Raw genomic sequence first — 21,437 nt, 5'->3', positions numbered from 1 at the left:
GGTGGCCGCGGAGGTGGAATGGATGAACTTCTGGTCGCGGGCAACGCCCACCGCAACGGCAGCCATCGGTCAACACCTCCCTGATCGAGCCAACTCACCCGCGGCACCCGGGGGTAGCCGCTCCAACTCCACCGACCTTAGAGGCTGACCGCACCGCGCCGCCACCGAATTGCGGATCGGGGTCAGGGGGCTCTCCTTCGCGACCGGGTTGCCCGGGCCTCGTGGGCCTCGCGGGTGGTGTCGTACCGGGCACGGATCGGTTGCGGCCCGGACTTCCCGCCGCGGCGCCGCCGGGGCCACGGGAACATGACGGCCATGAGCAGAGACCGTTACGTCGACTTCCTGCGCGCGTGGGCGATCGTGCTGGTGGTGCTCGGCCACTGGCTGATCACGGCCCTGGTCCGGGAGCCCGACGGACGGATCACCGCCCCGGAGCTGCTGGCGGTCGTGCCCTGGACCCAGTGGCTGACTCTCGGGTTCCAGATCATGCCGCTGTTCTTCCTGGCCGGTGGCCATGGAGCCGGCGGTTCCTGGGCACGGGCCCGGGCGGCCGGGGGTACGCCCGCGGGGTGGCTGGGGCGGCGGGCGCTGCGGCTGCTTCTTCCGGTGGCCGTCTACAGCGGTGCGGTGCTGCTCGCCGTCGGCATCTGCGCGGCGGTCGGCGTGGATGCGGACACGCTGGCGCTGGTGGGGTGGGCGATGGCGATGCAGTTCTGGTTCCTGCCGGTGTATCTGCTGCTCAGCGCCCTGACGCCGCCGCTGTACGCGGCGCACCTGCGGTGGGGACCGCGCGTCCCGCCGGTGCTGGGGGCGGTCGCCCTGGCGGCCGACGCCCTCGTGGTGACCGTGCACACGCCCTGTGTCGGGCTGCTGAACTACGTGCTCGTGTGGGGTGTCGCCTATCAGCTGGGCTTCTGCTGGCGGGACGGTCTGCTGACCGGCCGTCGGCTTGTGCCGCTCGCGATGGCGGCGGGCGGCGGTCTGGCCTTCGCCGCGCTCGTGGCCCTCGGGCCGTTCCCGGTGAGTCTGATCCTGGTGACCGGGCAGAGTCCGAGCAACACCAATCCGCCGTCGGCCGCGATGCTGGCGTGGGTGGTCGCCCAGGTCGGTGTGAGCCTCCTGGCGGCGCCGCAGCTGCGGCGGCTGCTGGACCGCGAGCGGGTGTGGCGGGTGGTCCGCCCCGTGGGCGCGGCCAGTATGACGCTGTATCTGTGGCACATGCTGCCGGTGCTGATCGTCGCCGCCGCGTTCTACCTGACCGGCCTCGCGCCCGAGCCGACGCTCGGGTCCGCGGCGTGGTGGGGACTGCGCGTGCCGTGGCTGCTGGTGCTGGGCGCCGTCCTGGCCTGCGTCGTCTCCGCACTGCGACCGTCGGAACGCGGGCTGGGCGTGCTGTACGGGCGGACCGTCCCGGACGCCGGTCTGCGCCGCGCGTGGCCGCTGTGGGTGGGGCTGGCCATGGTCGTCGCCGCTCTGGGCAGCTTCGCCGTGCGGGGCTTCGCGCCGGACGGCCGGTTCCCCGTGCTGCCCGCCATGGGTCTGGCGCTGGGCACGGTGCTGGTGATGCTTCCCCGGTGGACGGCCACCGAGCGCGTCGGGCAGCCCGAGGCCACGCGCGCTCCGGACCGGGTCTGAGGCTGTGCTACGGTTGCACAGTTGCAGTTGTGGTACCCATGAACCTATGTGCGCCTGACGGGAATGTTTCTCCTGCAGGCGCATTAGTTGTTTTACCGGCATCTCCGGATGGGGCCTCTGCCTACAGATCGGAGAAGGTCATGGCACAGGGAACCGTGAAGTGGTTCAACGCCGAAAAGGGTTTCGGCTTCATCCAGCAGGACGGCGGCGGCCCGGACGTGTTCGCCCACTACTCGAACATCCAGTCCCAGGGCTTCCGTGAGCTCCAGGAGGGCCAGCGGGTCTCCTTCGACGTCACGCAGGGCCAGAAGGGCCCGCAGGCGGAGAACATCGTCCCCGCCTGATCGCCGGACGCGTATCCGCGCTTTTCCACTCGCCGGGGTCCGTATCGTCATGGTGCGGACCCCGGTTTGTGCTGTTCCAGGAAGGCAGACAGCCGCATGTCCCGCAGGCCCCAGAAGCCGAACAGGCGCACCTCGTCGTCCACGTCCTCCGCGGCGTCCCCGCCGTCCGGGTCGTCGGCGCGTGAGTTCCGGCTGCCGGAGAACACGACACCGGGGCTTCCCGCCGTCGAGGACTTCGCCGCTCTGGACATGCCCGCGGCGCTGCTGAAGACCCTCACCGCGCAGGGCGTGACCACCCCGTTCCCCATCCAGGCCGCCACGCTGCCCAACTCACTCGCCGGGCGTGACCTGCTGGGCCGGGGGCGCACCGGTTCCGGCAAGACCCTCGCGTTCGGGCTGGCGCTCCTCGCCCGTACGGCGGGGCTGCGCGCGCAGCCCAAGGCGCCCCTCGCACTCGTGCTGGTGCCCACCCGTGAGCTCGCCCAGCAGGTGACGGACGCGCTGACCCCCTACGCCACGGCGGTGAACCTCCGGGTGGCCACGGTCGTCGGCGGACTGTCGATCACCAAGCAGGCCGCCACCCTCCGGCGCGGCGCCGAGGTGGTCGTCGCGAGTCCGGGCCGGCTCAACGACCTCGTGGAACGCGGGGACTGCGTACTCGGCGACGTCCGCATCACGGTGCTGGACGAGGCCGACCAGATGACCGACATGGGCTTCCTGCCGCAGATCACCAAGCTGATCCAGCAGGTACGGCCCGACGGACAGCGGCTGCTCTTCTCGGCCACCCTCGACCGCAACATCGACCGTCTGGTGCAGCGGTTCCTGTCCGACCCCGTGGTGCACTCCGTGGACCCGTCCGCGGGGGCGGTCACCACCATGGAGCACCATGTGCTCCACGTCCAGGACGAGACCGACAAGAAGGCCGTCACCACGCGCATCGCGGCCCGCGACGGCCGGGTCATCCTCTTCCTCGACACCAAGAGATCCGCCGACCGGCTCGCCAAGCGGCTCCTGGCCGTCGGCGTGCGCGCGGCGGCGCTGCACGGCGGCCGCTCCCAGCCGCAGCGCAACCGCACGCTGGAGCAGTTCAGGAACGGCCAGGTCACCGCTCTGGTGGCGACGAACGTCGCGGCCCGGGGCATACACATCGACAACCTCGACCTCGTCGTGAACGTCGATCCCCCGACCGACCACAAGGACTACGTCCACCGGGGCGGCCGTACGGCCCGCGCCGGGGGCTCCGGCAGTGTCGTCACGCTGGTCCTGCCCGAGCAGAAGCGGGACGTCACCCGGCTCATGTCGGACGCGGGAATCCGCCCCCGCACGGCCCGCGTCACGTCGGGCGACGCCGAACTGACCACCCTCACCGGCGCCCGTGAACCTTCCGGTGTGCCCGTCGTCATCGAGCTCCCGCAGCCGGCGACGCCCCCGGCGTCCCGCCCGGACCAGAAGACCGTCCCCAAGCCGGGCAGGCGCTCCGCCCGCCGACGCCGCGGCGGCGACGCCGGAACGGCGACGGGTACGGCCACGGGCGGCCGAGCCGGCACGCCCGCGGCGGACGGCCGTTCCGCCCGCCGCAAGGGAACCGCGGGGGCCACGGGGGATGCCCCAGGAGCGGGTGGCCGTGGTGCCGCCGGCACGAGTGGTCGCGGTTCCGTCGGCACGGGCAACGGCCGTGGTGCCGACCGCCGGGCCGCGTCCGGTGGGGCTGCGGGCGGCGCGGCCGGCCGCGGTTCCGACCGCCGGGGCGCGGCCGGCACCACCTCCGACAAGGACGACCGCGGCTCCCGCCGGCGCACCCCGTCCGGCGGGGCGGCCGGCACGAGCGGCCACGGCTCCGGCCGCCGAGGGGGTCGGCGCACCACGGCCACCTGAGCGCTCCGCCGGAAGTGCCGCGCCACGCCGTCAGTCGACTGCGGCACCATCGTGGCTGGTCGCGCAGTTCCCCGCGCCCCTGAAGGGGCGCTCCACGCCGCCACACCCCGAACGCTGTCGCGCCCTGAAGGGGCGCTGGGGGTACCCCCGGCCGAAGGCTGGGGGAGGAACTGCGCGGCCCGCCCGCACCGGCCCGCACCCGGAATCCGGGCCGGACCACGCCCTCATCGAAGCCCTACGCCCCTCCCACGAACGGCCCGGGTATCTCCCCGGACCCCCGCCGGATCAGCCGGGTCGGCATGACCACCGTGCGTGGTGGTGAGACGTCGCCGTGGATGCGGGCGAACAGGAGGTGGGCCGCGCTGGTCGCGAGGGCCACCGGGTCCTGGGCGATCACCGTGACGGGCGGGGTCAGCCGGGCGGCGAGCGCGAAGTCGTCGAAGGCGACGAAGGCGAGGTCGGCGGGGGCCGCGGTCAGGGCGCCGAAGGCGAGCAGTTCGTTGCCGGCGAGGAGGGCCGTCGGAGGGTCGGGCAGCGCCAGCATCCCGGTGACGGCCGCGGCCGCCTCCGGACCGGTGCGCACGGCGTCCCTGACCAGCGCCGGGTCGACCGTGATGCCCGCGGCCCCGAGCGCCGCCAGATAGCCCCGCCGGCGTTCGCCGAACGTCCAGATCTTCGGCGTGTCGCCTATGTAGCCGATCCTGCGGTGGCCGTGTGCCACCAGCTGCGCCACGGCCCCGCGCACCGCGCCGAAGTTGTCGACCACCACGGCGTCCACGTCCAGGCCGGGCGCCGCCCGGTCCACGCACACGATCTTCGTGCCCTGCGCCTGCGCGGGGCGCAGGAAGCGGTGGCTGCCGGCGGCCGGGGTGAGGATCAGACCGTCGACGCGGCGGGCGGTGAACGCGGCGATCACCTCGCGCTCACGGCGCAGGTCGGCGCGGCTGGAGCCGATGAGCATGATGCTGCCGCGCTGCCGGGCGACGTCCTCGGCGGCGGAGGCGACCGCGGCCATGAAGGGGTCGGTCACGTCGTCGACCAACAGGCCGATGATCTGGCTCAGTTCGTGGGTGCGGCGCAACTGGCGTGCCACGTCGTCGCGTTGGTAGCCGAGCTTGCGGACCGCGGCCTCCACCCGCGCGGCGGTCCGCGGGGCGACGGCCGAATCGCCGTTGACGACGCGGGACACCGTCATCGTGCTGACGCCCGCTTCCGCGGCAACGTCCTTCATGGTCGGCCGGGTGGCTGCCACGCCACGTCCTCCACCTGCGTCACGTTTGAGCGTCGACTCGTTAACGTTACCAACTCGCATGCGTATCAACGGCCTTGCAAACAGCGGGAGATGAGGGCGCGACCAGCGTGCTCGGCGACCGGCTGCACCACCCTTGACACCCCGCCGCGGGCGCCCCAAGAATCAGCCAAGCTGTTAACGATACCAACCAGAAGGCACAACATGGCCTCTGCAAGGGAACCACTGCTCACCGCACATGGGGTGGTCAAGCGTTTCGGCCACGTCCAGGCGCTCTCGGGCGCCGATTTCACGGCATACCCCGGCGAGGTCGTCGCCCTCATCGGTGACAACGGTGCCGGCAAGTCCACTCTGGTGAACGTCCTGTCGGGCGTGCTCTCCCCCGACGCCGGCGAGGTCCGTCTGGACGGCGCGCCGGTGCGGTTCTCCGGTCCGATGGACGCCCAGCGGCAGGGCGTGGAGACCGTCTACCAGGACCTGTCGCTCGCGCCCGACCTGGACGCCGCGGCCAACCTCTACCTCGGCCGGGAGATCGTGCGCGGGGGGCTGCTCGGGCGCCTCGGCGTTCTCGACCGGCCCACGATGCGCCGGGAGGCGGTCAAGGCCTTCGCCGAACTCGGTGTGGAACTCAAGGATGTGACGGCCGCTGTGACAACGTTGTCTGGCGGGCAGCGGCAGTCCGTCGCGGTGGCCCGTGCCGTCGCCTTCGCCCACAAGGTCATCTTCATGGACGAGCCGACCGCCGCGCTGGGCGTGGTCCAGCGCGCCCGGGTCCTGGAGACCGTCCGCAGGGTCGCCGACCGGGGCATCTGCGTCGTGCTGATCAGCCACAACATGCCCGAGGTGCTGTCGGTCGCGGACCGGGTGGAGGTGCTGCGGCTGGGCCGGCGGGTCGCGTCGTACACCGCCGCGGACACGACGATCGAGGAGCTGGTCGGGGCGATGACCGGCTCGCTGGACGGGCCGAACGGCACCGGGAAAGCGGAGGGCGCACGATGACGGCGCAGAGCGAGAAGGCCCCGGTGGCCGCGGGCGGCCGGGCCGCGGTGCCCGACTGGGTGCGCCGCGCGGCGACCCTCAACGAGCTGTGGACCTTTGTCATCCTGGTGGCGCTGGTCCTGTTCTTCACGATCGCGGCGCCCGGCAAGTTCTTCACCACGTACGACATCACCCAGATCGCCGTGAACGCGGCCATCTACCTGGTGCTCGGCGTCGGCATGACGTTCGTGATCATCACGGCGGGCATCGACCTGTCGATCGGCTCGGTGCTGGTGCTGGCCGCGGTGGCGGCGGGTGAGTACAACATCCATCACGGCGGGGCGACTTCGGGCTGGGGCACGGTCGCGTTCTGTGTCGTCATCGCGCTGGCGGTGGGTACGGCGTGGGGCGCGCTGCAAGGCGCGGTGGTGGCGACCGGCAAGGTGCCGCCGCTGATCGTGACGCTGGGCGGGCTCGGCGCGGCGCTGGGCATCGCCGAACTCGCCACCGGCGGCCAGGACCCGGCCGGGGCGGCCTCCACGCATCTGCAGAACAGCCTCGGTTTCGGCAAGGTGCTGGGCATCCCCTGGATGGTGATCCTGGCGGCCGTGGTGACCGCGATCTTCGGCGCGGTGCTCGGCAGCACACGGTTCGGCGAGCACACCCTCGCGATCGGCTCGAACCCGACCGCCGTACGGCGAGCGGGCATTCCGGTGGGCCGGCAACTCGTGAAGGTCTACGGCCTGATGGGGCTGCTGGCCGGGCTCGGCGCGGTGATGTGGCTGGCCTCGTACGGCACGACGTCGATCGCCGGGCACTCCACGGACAACCTCAAGGTGATCACCGCGGTGGTCCTCGGCGGTACCAGCCTGTTCGGCGGGCGGGGTTCGGTGCTGGGCACGGTGATCGGTGTGTTCATCCCGGCGGTGCTGACCACCGGGCTGATCGTGATCGGCGTCCAGCAGTACTGGCAGGACGTGGCGGTGGGCGTGGTGCTGGTCGTGGCCGTCTACATCGACCAGTTGCGCAGGAAGACCCGGGAACGTGCATGACGGCATCACTCGTGACTACTGAATCGCTCGTGACTAAGGAGAACTCTGTGATGGGGAACATTCGCAGCAGGCGCGGGTTGCTGGTCGCGGTGGGCACGGTCCTGGCCCTGGGCGCGGCCTCGGCGTGCGGTTCGTCGAACGACAGTGGCGGCTCGGGCGGTTCGGGCAGCGCCAAGGGCAAGAAGGTCCGGCTGATCACCGGGGTGAAGAGCGACCCCTTCTACATCACCATGACCTGTGCCGCGCAGGCGGAGGCCAAGGCCAAGGGGATGGACTTCAAGGCCGACGGTTCCGCGCAGTGGGACGTGTCGGTGCAGCGGCCGCTGCTCGACTCGACGGCCGCGTCCCGGCCCGACGGGCTGCTGATCTCGCCGGTCGACACCAGCGCGCTGACCCCTTCGCTCAAGCAGATCCAGTCGGCCGGCACCAAGGTGGCGCTGGTGGACACGACGGTGACCGACACCTCGATCGGCATCACCCGGATCTCCTCGGACAACGAGAAGGGCGGCCGGGTCGCCGCCGACGCGCTGGCCAAGCTGATGAAGGAGAAGGGCTCGGTCATCGTCATCAGCGTCAAGCCCGGTGTGTCCACGACCGACGCGCGGATCAAGGGCTTCACCGAGGAGATGGCCAAGTACCCGAACATCAAGGTGCTGCCCACGCTCTACGACAACGACCTGCCGGCCACCGCGGCCTCCCAGATCCAGTCGACGCTCGCCGCCCACCCGGACCTCGGCGGGGTGTTCGCGGGCAACACCAACACCGGTCAGGGCATCGCCACCGGCCTGAAGCAGGCCGGCAAGGAGGGCGCGGTGAAGGTGGCCGCCTTCGACGCCGAGCCCGACGAGATCGCCTCCCTGAAGGCGGGCACCCTCCAGGTGCTGGTCGCCCAGGACCCGGCGGCGATCGGCCGGCAGGCGGTGGACCAGCTCGCCAACGCCTTCGAGGGCAAGTCGGTCAGCAAGTCGATCGGCACCGACATGGTGGCGATCACCAAGGACAACATGAACGAGCCGGCCGTCAGCAGGTACTTCTACAAGTCGCAGTGCTGAGCGGAGGTTCCGGAACACGACCCTGACGTACGGTCAGCGGCCGGGCGGACCCACCCCCTTGGGTCCGCCCGGCCGCGCGTCGTACGGGCGGCTTCGCTCAGTTCAGCGAGCAGGAGTCGCCGTTCAGCGTGAAGGCGTACGGCGCCGAGTTGCTGCCGCTCCAGGTGCCGAGGAAGCCGAAGGACAGGGTGCCGTTCGCGGCGACCGACTGGTTGTAGTCGGCGGCGTCGGCGGTGACCCGGCCACCGTCCTGGCTCACGGTCGCGTCCCACATCTGGGTGACCTTCTGACCGTCCCGGAAGGACCACTGGACCCGCCAGCCGGTCAGCGCCTGGCTGGTGGTGACGGTGACGGTGGACTGGAAGCCGTCGGTCCACTGGTTGACCAGGTCGTAGGAGACCCGGCAGGTGGCCGCCGCGGGGCCGGTGGGGCCGGTGGAGGCGGTGCCGTGGTGGCCGGTGCTCGCCGTGGCCGTGGCCGAGGAGGTGCCCTGGGGCTCCGGGTCGGGGTTCTTGTGGCCCGGCTTTCCCGCGGTGGCCGAGGAGGAGGGGGCCGCGGAGGCGGAGGCGGTGTGGGTGGCGGTCGGGTCGGCCGACGGGACGACGGCGGTGGGGTCGGCCACCGGCTGACGGTCGTCGTGGGAGGCGGAGGCCGTGTCGTCGCCGGAGCCGCCGCCCATCGGCATCATCGACACGCCGAGCGCCAGCAGCGAGATCAGCACCGCCGCGCCGAGCAGGCCGTGCCGCAGCACCTTGCCCCGGCCGACGCTCTCCTTGGGGTCGCCGCCATCGTGGTCGGCGGTGGCCGGGCGGCTCGCGCCGAGCCGCACCTCGGCGGCGCGCCGGCGGCGCTCCAGGTAGGCGAGGCCACCCCAGCCGACGACCCCGCCGGCGAGCGCGGCGGGCAGTCCGCCGCCGTGCAGCCGCAGACAGGCGGCGGCCTCGGCGCACTGCACACAGGTGGCGAGGTGCCGGGAGAGGTCCTCGGGTGTGTCGGCCGCCGAGGACCGGGTGACCGCGTCGAGGAGCCGGGCGTAGCTGCGGCACTCGGCGGCCATCGGCGTGTCGAGGTGGGCACGGTGGCAGCGGTCGCGGAAGAGTCCGCGCACCTGGTCCAACTCCTGGGCGACGACGGCCTGGTCGAGACCGAGCCGGCGCGCCACGGAGGACAGCGGCAGCGCCTCCACCTCGGCCAGCCACAGCAGCGAGGCGTCGGCGTCCTGCATGTCGCGCAGGCCGCGCAGTGCGACGGGCCGCTGCAACGGCGGACCCGTGTAGCGCGCGGCCTTCTCGGAGTTGAGCCACAGCCTGAGATCCGGATCGAGCTTGTGCCCCAGCCCGCCGGCCTCCCAGGTGGCGGCCGTGTTGCGCACGGCGGTGAGCAGCAGCGGGATCATGGGAAGCCGGGTGGCGCGCCGTCCGGAGCTGCGGACCGGCGCGAAGTCCGCCTCACGGGCCTCACGCATGCCGAGCGTGAAGGCCTCGGTGGCCAGCTGATTGGCCGTCAGAGAGCCGGACGTGCACAGGTCGGCGTAGGAGAGCACCGCGTCCCAGCATTCGGAGAACAGCGCTGCCTCGGCGGCGTCCTGAGGGGTCGGCAGGTCGGGCATGGGTCTCCTGCATCCAAAGCAAGGTCAACTCACCGTATCGGCAACGGAGTTGGGGGGAACCTCACGGCAGGGCCAGAGCTTTTCACGTCTCCTGCACAACTGACAAGCGGCATATGCAAAACCGGTTTCCGGTGGTCGTGCCACGGATTCTCCCCGTCACCTGTACCACCGGCCCCCGGCGTCACGTCAACCGCCGTGCCGACCGCCCGGAGAACACCTTCGTGTCCGCCGTGGCCCACAACTCCGGCCTCTGGTACGGACAGCGACCGCGTTTCGACTCACCGTTCCCGTAAATAATTGCGCCCGCCCTGCCGAGCCCCGAGCCCCCCTGCGTCACACCTTCGTCGGCTCCTCCGCGGGCAGGCTGTCCATGAACGAACTGACGGAGAAGACGGCACGGCCGGGGCCGGGCTCGCCGTAACCGGGCGGCGAGGAGAGGCCGAAGTCCTCCATCGTCTGGCGGTAGGCCTGGAGCAGCCGGATGTGGTACTCCAGCGGGGCGCCCTGCGGGTTGGCCTTGCCGAGCGGGGTGGTCGGCTCCGGGCACCACGTGGTGAAGCGGGGCGTGATGCCGTGCGACATGAAGAAGCGGAGCCCCTCGGTGGTCGACGCGATCGCCTCGTCCACGGTCTTGAACCCGAACGGCTCGGCCATCTCCACGCCGGCCACGAAGTTGGGGATCACGTTCCGCGCGCCGAAGATCTCGGCGGAGTCCAGGATCCGCCTGTGCCACTCGTCCCGGCCGACGTACCGCTCCTTGCCCGGGCAGTACATCTTGAACAGGTACTCGTCCCACACCTCGTAGTTGGGGTGGTAGATCTGCACGCCGTAGTCCTTGAACCGCTGCACGTCGTCCCGCGGCAGCGCCTGCGCCACGACCTTGCCGATCCACCGCCCCGGGAACCGCTCCTCGATGGCCTTGGCGTAGTGGCCGTAGAAGTCGGCCTCGTCGCGCCCGGAGACGGTCTTGGTGATCGCGCCGCCGGTCAGCGTGTAGGCGGTGGACGCCTTGGCGGTGTCGTACCGGTCGATGATCTCCAGGGCCTCGAGGACCTCCTCGACGTCCTTCACCCCCGTGTACGGCCGCCCGGCCGCCTTGTGCTGGCGCCAGTTGTGGTTGATGTCGCAGTACTGGCACTCCTCCTTGGCGCCGAAGTACTGGCAGACCCGGAAGACGGTGAGGTAGATCAGGTAGCCCCACTGGATGGTCGGGGCGACCTCCATCACGGACTTCCCGTTGGCGAGCTTGTGCCGGTAGTACTCCGGCATGGGCGGCACCCCGACGTCGGCGATCCGCTTCCCGTCGAGGTAGAGCCCGAGCACGCCCTCCTCGTCGGCGGCCACCCGGTACGGCGAGGTCGGGTTCACCCGCACCGACACCACGGTCCGCCGCAGGTCGTACGGCCCGCCGGTGAGGATGATCTCCTCCGGGGGCCGGCGCAGCGCGGCCTCACCCAGCTCGGGCAGGGTGCCGTGGTCGAAGGAGAAGATGAAGTACGACTTCGGCTTGACCTCGCCGCTCTCGTTGTCGCTCAGCGCGGACGGGTCGAAGGCCACACCGCCCCGGAGCAGGTCCTCCTTGAAGACGGCCTCCCGTGGTACGTGCGGGAACCTCTCCATCAGATCCTCGACCAGCGCGGTACGGCTGCCCATCCGTGTCTCCTCCCGGCTCAGGCGTTCGACTCCTCACGGTATGCCCCCGCCCCGCCGTCAGCCGTGCCGGGTCCCCTCTCGGCGCGCGATGTGTCCCGGTACGGGGGTGTTCGGGGGCAGTGCGGGATCCGTCACGGGCGCACCCCAGGCCGAGGTCAGCGGCAGGACACCGGCCCACAGCCCCAGCTCCGCGTCCGGTCCGCCGCCGTCCTCCGGCGCCCCGGTACGGATCTTGACGGAGGCCTCTACCAGGGAGAGGGCCAGCAGAGTGGTGGCGGCCAGTTCCCTGCGGTTCGGCCGGCGCGCGTACGACCACTGGCCCGGGGCCGTGTGTTCGGTGAGCAGGCGCAGGCCCGTCAGTTTCTCCTCGGGGTCGGTCACCTTGCGGGCGGTGCCGTGGATCACCGCACTGCGGTAGTTGACGCCGTGCTCGAAGACGGACCGCGCCAGCACCAGGCCGTCGACGTGCGTCACCGTGACGCACACCGGGGTCCCGCCCGCGAGGCTGCGGCTGGCGACCGAGCCGTGCAGGTACAGCTGCCGCTCGTCCCGCCCGTACACCGTCGGCACGACCAGCGGGCGCCCCTCGACCACCACCCCCAGATGGCAGACGAACCCGGCGTCGAGGATCGCCTCCAGGTCGGCCCGGTCGAGGCTGCCCTGCTCGCGCAGCCGGCGATGGCGGGTGAGACCGGTGGCGGGAAGGCGTGGGGGCAGCCGGTCAGGGGTCATACGCGCACGCTACCGATATCGCTGCACGGTGGCCATAGCGTCATCGATTACAGCAGCGAGCAAAGCATCTGACGACGAAATCCGCAGCCCTTACGCCCCGGCCGCTCAGCCGCCGGCAGCCCGCCGCGTCGACTCCCGCAGCACCACGTGCGTCCCCAGCACCAGATGCTGCCCGTCCGGCAGCTCGTCGCGGTGCAGGGCGAGGCGGACGGCGGCGCGGCCCAGCTCCTCCTGGGGTACGTGGACCGTGGTGAGCGTCGGGTAGACGTCCCGGGCGACCGGGATGTCGTCGTAGCCGGCCACGGCGATGTCGTCGGGGATGCGGCGGCCCGACTCCCGCAGGGCCTGGATCACGCCGGTGGCGATCATGTCGGTGGCCGCGAAGACCGCGGTGAAGTCGCGTCCGGAGGCGAGGAGTTCCCGGGTCGCCTGGTAGCCGTAGGAGCGGGAGAAGACGCCGTCGAGGACGAGGCCGGGGTCCGGGGCGAGGCCGAGGAGTTCGTGGGCGCGGGTGAAGCCGGCGATGCGCTGGGCGCTGGTGGACAGGCCGGGGACGCGGCCGAGGTAGGCGATGCGCCGGTGGCCGCCGGAGAGGAGGTGGCCGGTGAGGGCGAAGGCGCCGCCCTCGTTGTCGTAGTCGACGACCGTGGCCGGGACGCCGGGGCCGAGCGGCGGGCGGCCGACGAGGACCAGCCGGGAGCCGGACCGGTCCAGGGCGTGCGCGAAGTGGGTCATCCGGTCGTGGTAGGCCTTGTCCTGAAGGGCGCCGCCCACCACGATCACCGCGTCGGCCCGCTGCTCCCGCATGGTCTCCACGACGGCGAGGATGCGCCGCGGGTCGCCGTGTGTGGTGCAGAGCATGCACAGCCGGCCCTCCGCCGAGGCCTGCTCCTCCACCCCGCGGGCGATGTGCGCGTAGAAGGGGCCGGTGACGTCGTCGACGACGAAGGCGACCGTGTTGTTGGTGGCGCCGCCGAGCGCGCGGGCGTGCGCGTTGACCACGTAGTCCAGCTCGCGCATGGCTTTCAGGACCTTCGCGCGGGTGGCGGCGGCCACCGGGTAGGTGCCGCCGAGGACCCGGGAGACGGTCGACGCGGAGACCCCGGCCCGCGCGGCCACGTCCCGTACCGTCGAGGCGTCCCCGTTCGGCGCCGGCTGTGTCCGCTTCGCCACCGCTCGGCTCCCCTTCGTCATGTGTTCAGGTCACCCTACGAGACGGCCGGAGGCCCCCGGCGGACGGGCCGTCACGCGGCCCGCTCGAGGACCGAGTGGTCGACCGCGTACCGCAGGCCGTCGCCGGTGAGCAGCCGTCCGGCCTCCTCCACGACGGTGAGCCCGAGCCTCGCCAGCTCGTTGCCCTGCGAGCCGGCCAGGTGCGGGGTGAGGAAGGCGCCCGGGAGGTCGAAGAGGGGGGAGTCGGCGGGCAGCGGCTCCGGGTCGGTCACGTCGAGGATCGCGGTCAGGCGGCCGGTGCGCAGCTCCTCGATCAGGGCGTCGTGGTCGAGGAGGGAGCCGCGCGCGGTGTTGATCAGTACCGAGCCGTCCGGCATCAGGGCGAGTTCGCGGGCGCCGAGGAGATGCCGGGTCTCCGGGGTCTGGGGGGCGTGCACGGTGACGATGTCCGAGGTGCGCAGCAGTTCGTCAAGGGGCAGCAGCGGAACGCCGAGCCGCGCGGCCTCCGTCTCGTCCACGTAGGGGTCGGCGAGGGCGGCGGACAGGTCGTACGGGCGCAGGAGTTCGATGAGCCGGCGGCCGATGCGGGAGGCACCGACGATGCCGACCCGGCGGTGGAAGTTTCCGATGCCGGGGACGATGTCGCCGTACGGGAAGGCGCGGCGGGTGCGCAGCAGGTCGCGGAAGGCGAAGACGCCCTTCCCGGCCAGCAGGATCATCGCGAGGGTGTACTCGGCGACCGGCAGCGCGTTGGCGGCGGCGGCCGAGGAGACGACGACGCCGCGCCGCCAGACCTCGGGCGTGGTGAAGCCCTTGACCGAGCCGGCCGCGTGCAGCACCGCCCGCAGTTTCGGCGCCGCGTCCAGGGCGGCGGCGTCCAGGACCGGGCAGCCCCAGCCGGTGACCAGCACCTCGGTGCGGGCGAGCGTCTCCCGTATCCGGGGGTCGGTGAAGTCGTGCGCCACCAGAGTGGGATCGATTTCTACGTACTCACGCAGTCGCGCGAGCACCTCCGGCGGGAAGACGTGCGGCACGTTCTGGGCTGACATGGCGAACAGTGCCTGGGGACGCTCGGGCAAGGAAGTGACCTTCCGGCTCGGTGACGCGCGGATAGCAACCGGTCTCTACCGTAGGTCTCGGCGAATGAGAGGGTCAATGGACAGGCACCCCCGGAGGGGACGGACACTCTCGAAGGACGGCCGGCACTCTCCGGCGAACGACAGGATGGGACGGCAGAGATGACGGATCCGGTGCAGACGGTCACCAACTGGGCGCGCAACATCACGTACACCGCCAAGGAGTTCCACCGCCCGCGCTCGCTCGACGCGCTGCGGTCGCTGGTGGCCGGCAGCGCGCGGGTACGGGTGCTGGGCAGCGGGCACTCCTTCAACCGCATCGCCGACCCGGGCCCGGAGGGCGTCCTGGTCTCGATCGCCGGGCTGCCGCCGGTGATCGAGGTGGACACCGCGGCCCGTACGGTCCGGGTCGCGGGCGGGGTGCGGTACGCCGAGCTGGCCCGCGCGGTCCATGCCCACGGCCTCGCGCTGCCCAACATGGCCTCGCTGCCGCACATCTCGGTGGCCGGCTCGGTCGCCACCGGCACCCATGGCTCGGGCGTGGCCAACGGGTCGCTCGCGGCGCCGGTGCGGGAGGTGGAGCTGCTCCTCGCCGACGGCTCGACGGTGACGATCGCGCGGGGGGAGGCGGGGTTCGAGGGGGCGGTGACCTCGCTGGGGGCGCTGGGGGCCGTCACCGCGCTCACCCTGGACCTGGAGGCGGCATATGACATGGCGCAGACCGTATACACCGAACTGCCGCTGGACGGCCTGGACTTCCCGGCGGTGTCCGGCGCCGCCTACAGCGTCAGCCTGTTCACCGACTGGCGGGAGCCGGGCTTCCGGCAGGTGTGGGTGAAGCGGCGCACCGACCGGCCTGCCGTGGACTTCGGGTGGGCCGCGCCCGCGACCGAGGCGATGCACCCGGTGCCCGGCATGCCGGCGGGCAACTGCACCCAGCAGTTCGGGGTGCCGGGGCCCTGGCACGAGCGGCTGCCGCACTTCCGGGCGGAGTTCACGCCGAGCAGCGGGGACGAGCTCCAGTCGGAGTACCTGCTGCCGAGGACGACGACCGTCGACGCGCTGCACGCCGTCGACGGCATCCGGCGGACGGTCTCCCCCGTCCTGCAGACCTGCGAGGTGCGGACGATCGCCGCCGATCCGCAGTGGCTCAGCCCCGCCCACGGCCGCGACTCCGTGGCCCTGCACTTCACCTGGGTGGACGACCTGTCGGCCGTACTGCCCGTGGTGCGCGGACTGGAGGAGGCACTGGAGCCGTTCGACCCGCGGCCGCACTGGGGCAAGGTCTTCGCCGCCCCGGCGGCGGAAGTGCGGCGGCGCTACCCGCGCCTCGGCGACTTCCGCGTCCTGGCCCGGGACCTGGACCCCGACGGGAAGTTCTCGAACCCCTTCGTGGCGGATCTCCTGGGTGACTGACGGACTTAATCAAACCCTTAACGTAATGCCTTGTCGAAAGCGCTTCCCAGGCCATAGCCTTGCGCCGCGTGAAGCACACATCACGTGACATCCGCACCGCCAACCGCTACGAGGTACTGCGGCACATCATCGCCGAGTCTCCCACCTCCCGGCAGGAGCTGGCGGCCGTCACCGGGCTGAGCCTGGCCACGGTCGCCACCCTCGTCGGGGAGCTGCTGGAGCTGCGGATGATCACGGAGGTCGGCTTCGAGGACTCCGCCGGCGGCCGCCCCCGGGGACTCGTCGCGGTCAACGCCTCGGGGGGCGCGCTGATCGGCGTCGACATCGCGGAGACGTACGTCCACGTCGAGCTGTTCGACCTCGCCCTGAACGTGCTGGCCCGCGCCGACGAGGACATGCGCCCCGGCGAGAACCGGCCCGAGCAGGTGGTGGGCCAGGTGGCCGCGGCGGTCGGCGCGGTGGTGGCGCAGGCCGGGATCGAGGGCGCGCGGGTGCTGGGCGTCGGGGTGAGCGTGCCGGGGCAGGTGGACCGGGCCACCGGCATCGCCGAGTACGCGCCCAACTGGGACTGGCACGACGTGCCGTTGCTCGACCTGCTCGCCGAGCACATCGCCTACCCCCTCTACCTGGACAACCCGCTGCGGGCGTGTGTGGTGGCCGAGCAGTGGTTCGGGGCGGCGCGCGGGCGCGGGGACACCGTGGTGGTGAACCTCGGGACCGGGGTCGGCGCCGGGCTCGCGCTCGGCGGCGGGCTGCACCGGGGGGTCAGCAACAGCGCCGGGGAGTGGGGGCACACGACGCTCGTCCTGGACGGGCGGCCGTGCCACTGCGGCAACCACGGCTGCGTCGAGACGTACGTCGGCGCGCCCGGGATCATGCTGAACCTGCGGGAGCTGAGCCCGCAGAGCCCGCTGCTGCACCCGGAGGACCAGACGGCCACCGTGGGCGCGCTGGCCCGGGGTCTGGCGGAGGGTGATCCGGTCGCCGTCAAGGTCGTACGGGACACGGCCCGTTACATCGGCGCCGGCATCGCCAACCTGGTCAATCTGCTCAACCCCGAGCTGGTCGTGCTCAGCAGCTGGGTGGCCCGCCGGCTCGGCGAGCCGCTGTTGGAGGAGGTGCGGGAGGCCGTCCGGCGGCACGCGCTCGGGCGGCCGTTCGCCGCCACCGAGATCGTCCTCTCCCCCATCCCCACCGACCCGGTCTGCCTGGGCGCGGCCACGTTCGCGCTGGAGGGCGCCCTGCGGTCGGTGGGCCTGCGCAACGGGGGCCGCACGGGCCGCACCATGCCCGCCTCCCGCTGACCGCCCCGGCCCTCACGGCCGTTGACGCGCTCTTGCCGGTGACCGGATCCCGGTGACCGGATCCGGGTGATCGGATCCGGGTGATCGGATCCGGGTGATCGGATCCGGGTGATCGGATCCGGGTGATCGGATCTCGGTGACCGGATCCCAGTGATCGAATAGTCCAAATCGCGGCTCGATTAATCCATTGCCGGGCTACTCGGCGCTCTGCGACCGTCGTGACGTATCCGCGGCCGGTCGGCCCCACAAGCCGACCGGCCGTATGTCGTGCACGGAACGAGAGGGGCCCCAGCGTGGCCGGAAACATCGAGGTCCGCGGTCTGTCCCGCACCTTCCACACCACCGTCCGGCGCCCGGGTTTCGCGGGCGCCCTGCGGTCCCTGGTCAACCCCGAGCGCGTCGAGAAGCACGCGGTCTCCGACATCTCCTTCGACGTCGCCCCGGGCGAACTCCTCGCCCTGCTCGGCCCGAACGGCGCGGGCAAGTCGACCACCATCAAGATGCTCACCGGGATCCTCACCCCGACCTCGGGCGAGGCCCGGGTCGCGGGCGTGGTGCCGTACCGGGAGCGGGAGCGCAACGCCCGGAACATCGGCGCGGTGTTCGGGCAGCGGACCCAGCTGTGGTGGGACCTGCCGGTGCGGGAGTCGTTCGCGATCCTGCGGGACATCTACGAGGTGCCGAAAACCGAACACGCGGCGCGCCTGCGGGAGTTCGACGACCTCCTCGAACTCTCCAGCTTCTGGGACACCCGGGTCCGGCACCTCTCGCTCGGCCAGCGGGTGCGCTGCGACCTCGCGGCCGCCCTGCTGCACGATCCCCCGGTCGTCTTCCTGGACGAGCCGACCATCGGCATGGACGTGGTGGTGAAGGAGCAGGTCCGCGAGTTCCTGCGGTACCAGGTGGCCGAGCGCGGCCGTACCGTCCTGCTCACCACGCACGACATGACCGAGGTCGAACGGCTCGCCGAGCGGGTGGTGCTGGTCAACCACGGGCGGCTGGTGCTCGACGGCACCCTGGACGAGATGCGCCGCCGGTTCGGCTCGACCTGGCAGGTGCGGGCCACCCTCGCCGACGCGCACACCCCGGTCGGCCCGCTGCCCGGCATCGCCCTGGTCCACCGGGAGGGCCCGCAGGTGGTGTTCGGCCCGGACGGCGCCGCGGCGCCCACGGTCCACGAGGCGCTGAAGCAGGTCATCGAGCGGTACGAGGTGACGGGCGTCGCGGTGGACGAGGCGGACCTGGAGGACGTCATGCGGGCGGCCTACGTGCAGGCGAAGGCCGAGGCGGTCTGAGATGGCCCTCCTGTACGCCTGGCGCGCCGCCCGGGTCACCCCGCTCGGCGAGCTGTACACACCGCCCCGGATGACCGGGGTCCTGCTGCGGCTGACCGTGCAGGTGGTGCTGGTCGCCTCGCTGTGGCGCGGCCTGTACGCCCAGTCGGGTACGACCGCGGGCATGGACCGCGGGCAGGCGGTCACCTACGCGGTGCTGGCCGTGCTCGCCTCCCGGCTGCGGGAGCTGGACCAGTACGCGGGCCGGGACTCGGTCATGCAGCACATGCACTTCGGCACCATCGTCTACTGGTACCTGCGCCCGCTGCCGCCCCAGCGCTACCACGCACTGCGCGCGGTCGGCGAGCAACTGTACGGGCTGACCTGGGCGTTGGCGGGCTACGCGGTCTGTCTGGCGGTCGGGGTGGCGGATCCCCCGGGCTCGGCGGCGGTGGCCGCGGTGTTCGCGCTCAGTCTGCTGCTCGGTCAGCTGGTCCTGTACTACGTCATGCTCCTCATCGACCAGTTCTGCTTCTGGACGCTGCGCAACGGCGCCGCGATGCTGATCCTGGTCTTCGCGCAGAACCTGCTGTCCGGGGTGTACGCCCCGCTGTGGTTCTTCCCGCACTGGTTCATCACGCTCAGCTCCTTCCTGCCCTTCCAGGCGACGCTGAGTGTGCCGCTGTCGCTGTACGTGGGCCGGATCCCGCTGTCGGACGCCGGTCTCCAGCTCGGCGTCCAGGCCGGCTGGGTCGTGGCGCTGCATCTCTTCACCCGCTTCGTGTGGCGGCGAGCCGCCCGCCGTGTCATCTCCCAGGGAGGCTGAGGCCGTTGAACGCCGTCCGGATCGCCTGGCGCATCACGCGCCTCAACTTCCGTGCGCAGCTGGAGTACCGCACCGAGTTCCTGATGATGATCGCGATCGGCGCGGTCTGGCAGGTGTCGGTGATCGTGTTCGCCACGGTGCTGCTCACCCGGTTCACCGGGATGGGCGGCTGGGACAGCTCGGACGTCCTGCTCATCCCGGCCACCCGGATGCTGGCGCACGGTCTGTTCGTGCTGCTGCTGGGCCGGGTGCACGGTGTGGGCCGGTACATCCAGGAGGGCAGGATCGACGCCTACCTCCTGCGTCCGCTGCCCGTCTACCGGCAGGTGCAGCTGGAGTACTTCCCCACCAACGCGATCGGCGACCTGACGGTGGCCGCCGGCCTGATGGCGGGCGCGCTCGGCCGCAGTCACCTCGACTGGTCGGCGGGCCGCGTCTCGTACCTGATCGCGGCGGTGCTGGGCGGGATGCTGCTGGAGGCGGCCCTGTTCACGGTGGTGGCCTGTGCCTCGCTGCGCTACCCGGCCGCCGACTACTGGAGCCGCTGGCTGGAGGAGCTCCTCGGAACCTTCGGCAGCTACCCGCTGAACGTGCTGCCCCGGGCGGTCGGCGGACTGCTCACCTACGGCCTTCCGCTCGCCTTCGTCGCCTATCTCCCGGCCGCGGTCCTCACCGGCCACGGCCACTCCGCCGTCGTCCCCTACTGGCTGGCGGCGGGCTCGCCCCTGGTCGGGCTGCTGGCGTACCTGGCGTCGAGGTGGCTGTGGCGGTGGGCGCTCGGGCACTACACGGGGGTGAACGGCTGACCTGACGCCGGGGCGCGCCCGGCGCCCCGGATCGGGGTGCACAGCCCGGCGAGGCCGGTCAGTGCGCAGCAGACCCCGGCGACGGCGGCGACGCGGGCGGTGCCGTACTGCTCGGCCGCCCAGGTGAGGACGGCCGCGCCGATGGGCGCCAGCGAGTACTGGAGGGTCCAGTGCGCGGAGGTGACGCGGCCGAGGAGGGGCTCGGGGGTGATCTCCTGGCGCAGTGACATGGAACAGGTGCCCGCCATGCCCACACAGGCCAGGTAGATCGCGCTCAGGGCGGCGACGGCGGGTACCGTGCGGACCCAGCCCAGCCCGGCGAAGGCCAGTCCGCACACGGCGGTCGCGCCGATCCAGGTCGGCCCGAAGCCGAGCCGCCGGCGGAGCCGGGCGACCAGCAGCGCCCCGGTGATCGTGCCGACCGCGCCGACCGCGAGGACGGTGCCGACCGTCCCGTCGTCGTGGCCGAGATCGTGCTTGAGGTGGTAGATCACCAGGTCGTTGATGCCGAGGGTGAGGAAGCTGAAGAAGGAGAGCAGCCCGGTGAGCGAGCGCAGCACGGGATGGCGGACGAGGTAGGAGATCCCGGTGCGCAGGTCGCGCCCGAGGCTCGTGTCCTCGGGCACCCGGTCGTCCCCGGCGCGCTCCCGCAGCCGCACCAGGAGCAGGCAGCTCGCCGACACCGCGTAGCTGGCCGCGTCCACGGCCACGGCGTCGGCCGGTCCCGTCCAGGCGGCGACCAGTCCCGCGCCGAGCGGGCCCAGGACGCCGGCCGCGGCCGCCGTGGCGTTCAACCGGCCGTTGGCCTCCGTGAGCCGGCCGGTACCGACCAGCCCGCGGACGACCGTGACGTACCCGACGGCGAAGAGCATCCCGACGGCCTCGCACAGGGGCAGGACCACATACAGGAGCCACAGCTGCGGCCCGGCGAGCCAGACGAGCGGGACCAGGCCGTAGAGGACCATGCGGACCAGGTCGCAGGCGATGAGGAGCCTGCGCCGGTCCACCCGGTCCACGACCACGCCGGCGAAGACCGCCGCGAGCACCATCGCGGCCCCGCCGACACCGGTGAGCAGGCCCATCCGGGCCACCGAGCCGGTCGCCTGGAGCACCAGCAGGGGCAGCGCGATCAGGCTGAACGAGTCGCCGAGGACGGAGAGGGTCTGGGCGAGCCAGAAGAACCCGAAGTCCCGCTGTCTCCAGAGTGGTCGGCCGTCCGCCGCGCGCCTGCGCGCCGCCGCCCGCGCCACCCGCCGCGCGCCGTGTGCCACGGCTCCCCCTTCCGCCTCTCCGCAGACCCTATGCCGCCGGGCAGGCGCCGTAATCGCTTGCAGCCCAGAACCTAGGCTCTCTAGGATTTCTACTAGGAGCCCTAGCCGGAGG

18 protein-coding genes are annotated in these 21,437 nt (G+C 72.1%); 11 read left to right on the top strand and 7 right to left on the bottom strand.

What is annotated here, in order from left to right; genetic code table 11:
• Nucleotides 1-315 precede the first annotated feature (315 nt).
• The 3 genes from ACFY0P_RS21665 to ACFY0P_RS21655 all read left to right on the top strand — a co-directional run bounded on the left by ACFY0P_RS21665 (nucleotide 316) and on the right by ACFY0P_RS21655 (nucleotide 3,854).
• Nucleotides 316-1,635, top strand: a complete 1,320-nt coding sequence (locus ACFY0P_RS21665) for an acyltransferase (RefSeq protein WP_388915288.1) — start codon at nucleotides 316-318, stop codon at nucleotides 1,633-1,635.
• A gap of 140 nt (nucleotides 1,636-1,775) precedes the next feature.
• Nucleotides 1,776-1,979 (top strand): cold-shock protein, encoded by a 204-nt coding sequence (locus ACFY0P_RS21660; protein WP_016578941.1) that lies wholly within the window; start codon nucleotides 1,776-1,778, stop codon nucleotides 1,977-1,979.
• Between the two features lie 96 nt (nucleotides 1,980-2,075).
• Nucleotides 2,076-3,854 carry a DEAD/DEAH box helicase gene (locus ACFY0P_RS21655; protein ID WP_388915284.1) on the top strand — a complete coding sequence of 593 codons (1,779 nt, stop codon included), beginning with the start codon at nucleotides 2,076-2,078 and terminating at the stop codon, nucleotides 3,852-3,854.
• A 235-nt stretch (nucleotides 3,855-4,089) separates the two neighbouring features.
• On the opposite strand, the gene ACFY0P_RS21650 is transcribed toward ACFY0P_RS21655, so the two are convergent.
• Nucleotides 4,090-5,106, bottom strand: a complete 1,017-nt coding sequence (locus ACFY0P_RS21650) for a LacI family DNA-binding transcriptional regulator (RefSeq protein ID WP_388915281.1) — start codon at nucleotides 5,104-5,106, stop codon at nucleotides 4,090-4,092.
• Nucleotides 5,107-5,307: 201 nt separating this feature from the next.
• Between ACFY0P_RS21650 and ACFY0P_RS21645 the strand changes: the two genes are divergently transcribed.
• The 3 genes from ACFY0P_RS21645 to ACFY0P_RS21635 are packed head-to-tail and all read left to right on the top strand — an operon-like array spanning nucleotide 5,308 to nucleotide 8,185.
• A complete protein-coding gene (locus ACFY0P_RS21645) occupies nucleotides 5,308-6,102 on the top strand; it encodes an ATP-binding cassette domain-containing protein (RefSeq protein WP_388915278.1) in 795 nt (264 codons plus the stop codon).
• Complete coding sequence (locus ACFY0P_RS21640; protein WP_388915275.1) at nucleotides 6,099-7,133, top strand: ABC transporter permease; 1,035 nt, start codon at nucleotides 6,099-6,101, stop codon at nucleotides 7,131-7,133. The genes ACFY0P_RS21645 and ACFY0P_RS21640 overlap by 4 nt, the downstream gene beginning before the upstream one ends.
• A gap of 50 nt (nucleotides 7,134-7,183) precedes the next feature.
• Nucleotides 7,184-8,185: an ABC transporter substrate-binding protein gene (locus ACFY0P_RS21635; RefSeq protein ID WP_388915273.1), complete on the top strand. Its 1,002-nt coding sequence runs from the start codon at nucleotides 7,184-7,186 to the stop codon at nucleotides 8,183-8,185.
• A gap of 97 nt (nucleotides 8,186-8,282) precedes the next feature.
• On the opposite strand, the gene ACFY0P_RS21630 is transcribed toward ACFY0P_RS21635, so the two are convergent.
• The 5 genes from ACFY0P_RS21630 to ACFY0P_RS21610 all read right to left on the bottom strand — a co-directional run bounded on the left by ACFY0P_RS21630 (nucleotide 8,283) and on the right by ACFY0P_RS21610 (nucleotide 14,431).
• On the bottom strand, nucleotides 8,283-9,794 hold the full coding sequence (locus ACFY0P_RS21630; protein ID WP_388915270.1) for a cellulose-binding domain-containing protein: 1,512 nt from the start codon (nucleotides 9,792-9,794) through the stop codon (nucleotides 8,283-8,285).
• A gap of 333 nt (nucleotides 9,795-10,127) precedes the next feature.
• Nucleotides 10,128-11,447 carry a radical SAM protein gene (locus tag ACFY0P_RS21625; RefSeq protein WP_388915267.1) on the bottom strand — a complete coding sequence of 440 codons (1,320 nt, stop codon included), beginning with the start codon at nucleotides 11,445-11,447 and terminating at the stop codon, nucleotides 10,128-10,130.
• A 57-nt stretch (nucleotides 11,448-11,504) separates the two neighbouring features.
• Complete coding sequence (locus ACFY0P_RS21620) at nucleotides 11,505-12,179, bottom strand: pyridoxamine 5'-phosphate oxidase family protein (protein WP_388915264.1); 675 nt, start codon at nucleotides 12,177-12,179, stop codon at nucleotides 11,505-11,507.
• 105 nt (nucleotides 12,180-12,284) lie between these two features.
• On the bottom strand, nucleotides 12,285-13,352 hold the full coding sequence (locus tag ACFY0P_RS21615; RefSeq protein WP_388915261.1) for a LacI family DNA-binding transcriptional regulator: 1,068 nt from the start codon (nucleotides 13,350-13,352) through the stop codon (nucleotides 12,285-12,287).
• A 71-nt stretch (nucleotides 13,353-13,423) separates the two neighbouring features.
• The gene (locus ACFY0P_RS21610) at nucleotides 13,424-14,431 is read right to left on the bottom strand and encodes a hydroxyacid dehydrogenase (protein WP_388915258.1); all 1,008 of its coding nucleotides are present in this window, start codon (nucleotides 14,429-14,431) and stop codon (nucleotides 13,424-13,426) included.
• A gap of 159 nt (nucleotides 14,432-14,590) precedes the next feature.
• Between ACFY0P_RS21610 and ACFY0P_RS21605 the strand changes: the two genes are divergently transcribed.
• The 5 genes from ACFY0P_RS21605 to ACFY0P_RS21585 all read left to right on the top strand — a co-directional run bounded on the left by ACFY0P_RS21605 (nucleotide 14,591) and on the right by ACFY0P_RS21585 (nucleotide 20,054).
• A complete protein-coding gene (locus tag ACFY0P_RS21605) occupies nucleotides 14,591-15,844 on the top strand; it encodes an FAD-binding protein (RefSeq protein WP_388915255.1) in 1,254 nt (417 codons plus the stop codon).
• 68 nt (nucleotides 15,845-15,912) lie between these two features.
• Nucleotides 15,913-17,148 (top strand): ROK family transcriptional regulator, encoded by a 1,236-nt coding sequence (locus tag ACFY0P_RS21600; RefSeq protein ID WP_388915252.1) that lies wholly within the window; start codon nucleotides 15,913-15,915, stop codon nucleotides 17,146-17,148.
• Between the two features lie 293 nt (nucleotides 17,149-17,441).
• Entirely contained in the window at nucleotides 17,442-18,443 is a 1,002-nt protein-coding gene (locus ACFY0P_RS21595) for an ATP-binding cassette domain-containing protein (protein ID WP_388915249.1), read from the top strand.
• 1 nt (nucleotide 18,444) lies between these two features.
• Complete coding sequence (locus ACFY0P_RS21590) at nucleotides 18,445-19,248, top strand: ABC transporter permease (protein WP_388915246.1); 804 nt, start codon at nucleotides 18,445-18,447, stop codon at nucleotides 19,246-19,248.
• Nucleotides 19,249-19,253: 5 nt separating this feature from the next.
• On the top strand, nucleotides 19,254-20,054 hold the full coding sequence (locus ACFY0P_RS21585) for an ABC transporter permease (RefSeq protein WP_388915243.1): 801 nt from the start codon (nucleotides 19,254-19,256) through the stop codon (nucleotides 20,052-20,054).
• Here ACFY0P_RS21585 and ACFY0P_RS21580 read toward each other — a convergent pair.
• Entirely contained in the window at nucleotides 20,033-21,325 is a 1,293-nt protein-coding gene (locus tag ACFY0P_RS21580) for an MFS transporter (protein WP_388915240.1), read from the bottom strand. The genes ACFY0P_RS21585 and ACFY0P_RS21580 overlap by 22 nt on opposite strands.
• Nucleotides 21,326-21,437 lie beyond the last annotated feature (112 nt).

The sequence above is a fragment of the Streptomyces sp. NPDC001714 genome, from assembly GCF_042892755.1.
Classification (GTDB): Bacteria; Actinomycetota; Actinomycetes; order Streptomycetales; family Streptomycetaceae; genus Streptomyces.
Note: the sequence above shows the minus strand (reverse complement) of the source record. Positions and strands in the feature narration are given on the sequence as shown.

Bases quoted from the DNA above. Each gene is read 5' to 3' on its own strand.
- ACFY0P_RS21665 (WP_388915288.1), top strand. From the start codon at position 316: ATGAGCAGAGACCGTTACGTCGACTTCCTGCGCGCGTGGGCGATCGTG.
- ACFY0P_RS21660 (WP_016578941.1), top strand. From the start codon at position 1,776: ATGGCACAGGGAACCGTGAAGTGGTTCAACGCCGAAAAGGGTTTCGGC.
- ACFY0P_RS21655 (WP_388915284.1), top strand. From the start codon at position 2,076: ATGTCCCGCAGGCCCCAGAAGCCGAACAGGCGCACCTCGTCGTCCACG.
- ACFY0P_RS21645 (WP_388915278.1), top strand. From the start codon at position 5,308: ATGGCCTCTGCAAGGGAACCACTGCTCACCGCACATGGGGTGGTCAAG.
- ACFY0P_RS21640 (WP_388915275.1), top strand. From the start codon at position 6,099: ATGACGGCGCAGAGCGAGAAGGCCCCGGTGGCCGCGGGCGGCCGGGCC.
- ACFY0P_RS21635 (WP_388915273.1), top strand. From the start codon at position 7,184: ATGGGGAACATTCGCAGCAGGCGCGGGTTGCTGGTCGCGGTGGGCACG.
- ACFY0P_RS21630 (WP_388915270.1), bottom strand. From the start codon at position 9,794: ATGCCCGACCTGCCGACCCCTCAGGACGCCGCCGAGGCAGCGCTGTTC.
- ACFY0P_RS21625 (WP_388915267.1), bottom strand. From the start codon at position 11,447: ATGGGCAGCCGTACCGCGCTGGTCGAGGATCTGATGGAGAGGTTCCCG.
- ACFY0P_RS21620 (WP_388915264.1), bottom strand. From the start codon at position 12,179: ATGACCCCTGACCGGCTGCCCCCACGCCTTCCCGCCACCGGTCTCACC.
- ACFY0P_RS21605 (WP_388915255.1), top strand. From the start codon at position 14,591: ATGACGGATCCGGTGCAGACGGTCACCAACTGGGCGCGCAACATCACG.
- ACFY0P_RS21590 (WP_388915246.1), top strand. From the start codon at position 18,445: ATGGCCCTCCTGTACGCCTGGCGCGCCGCCCGGGTCACCCCGCTCGGC.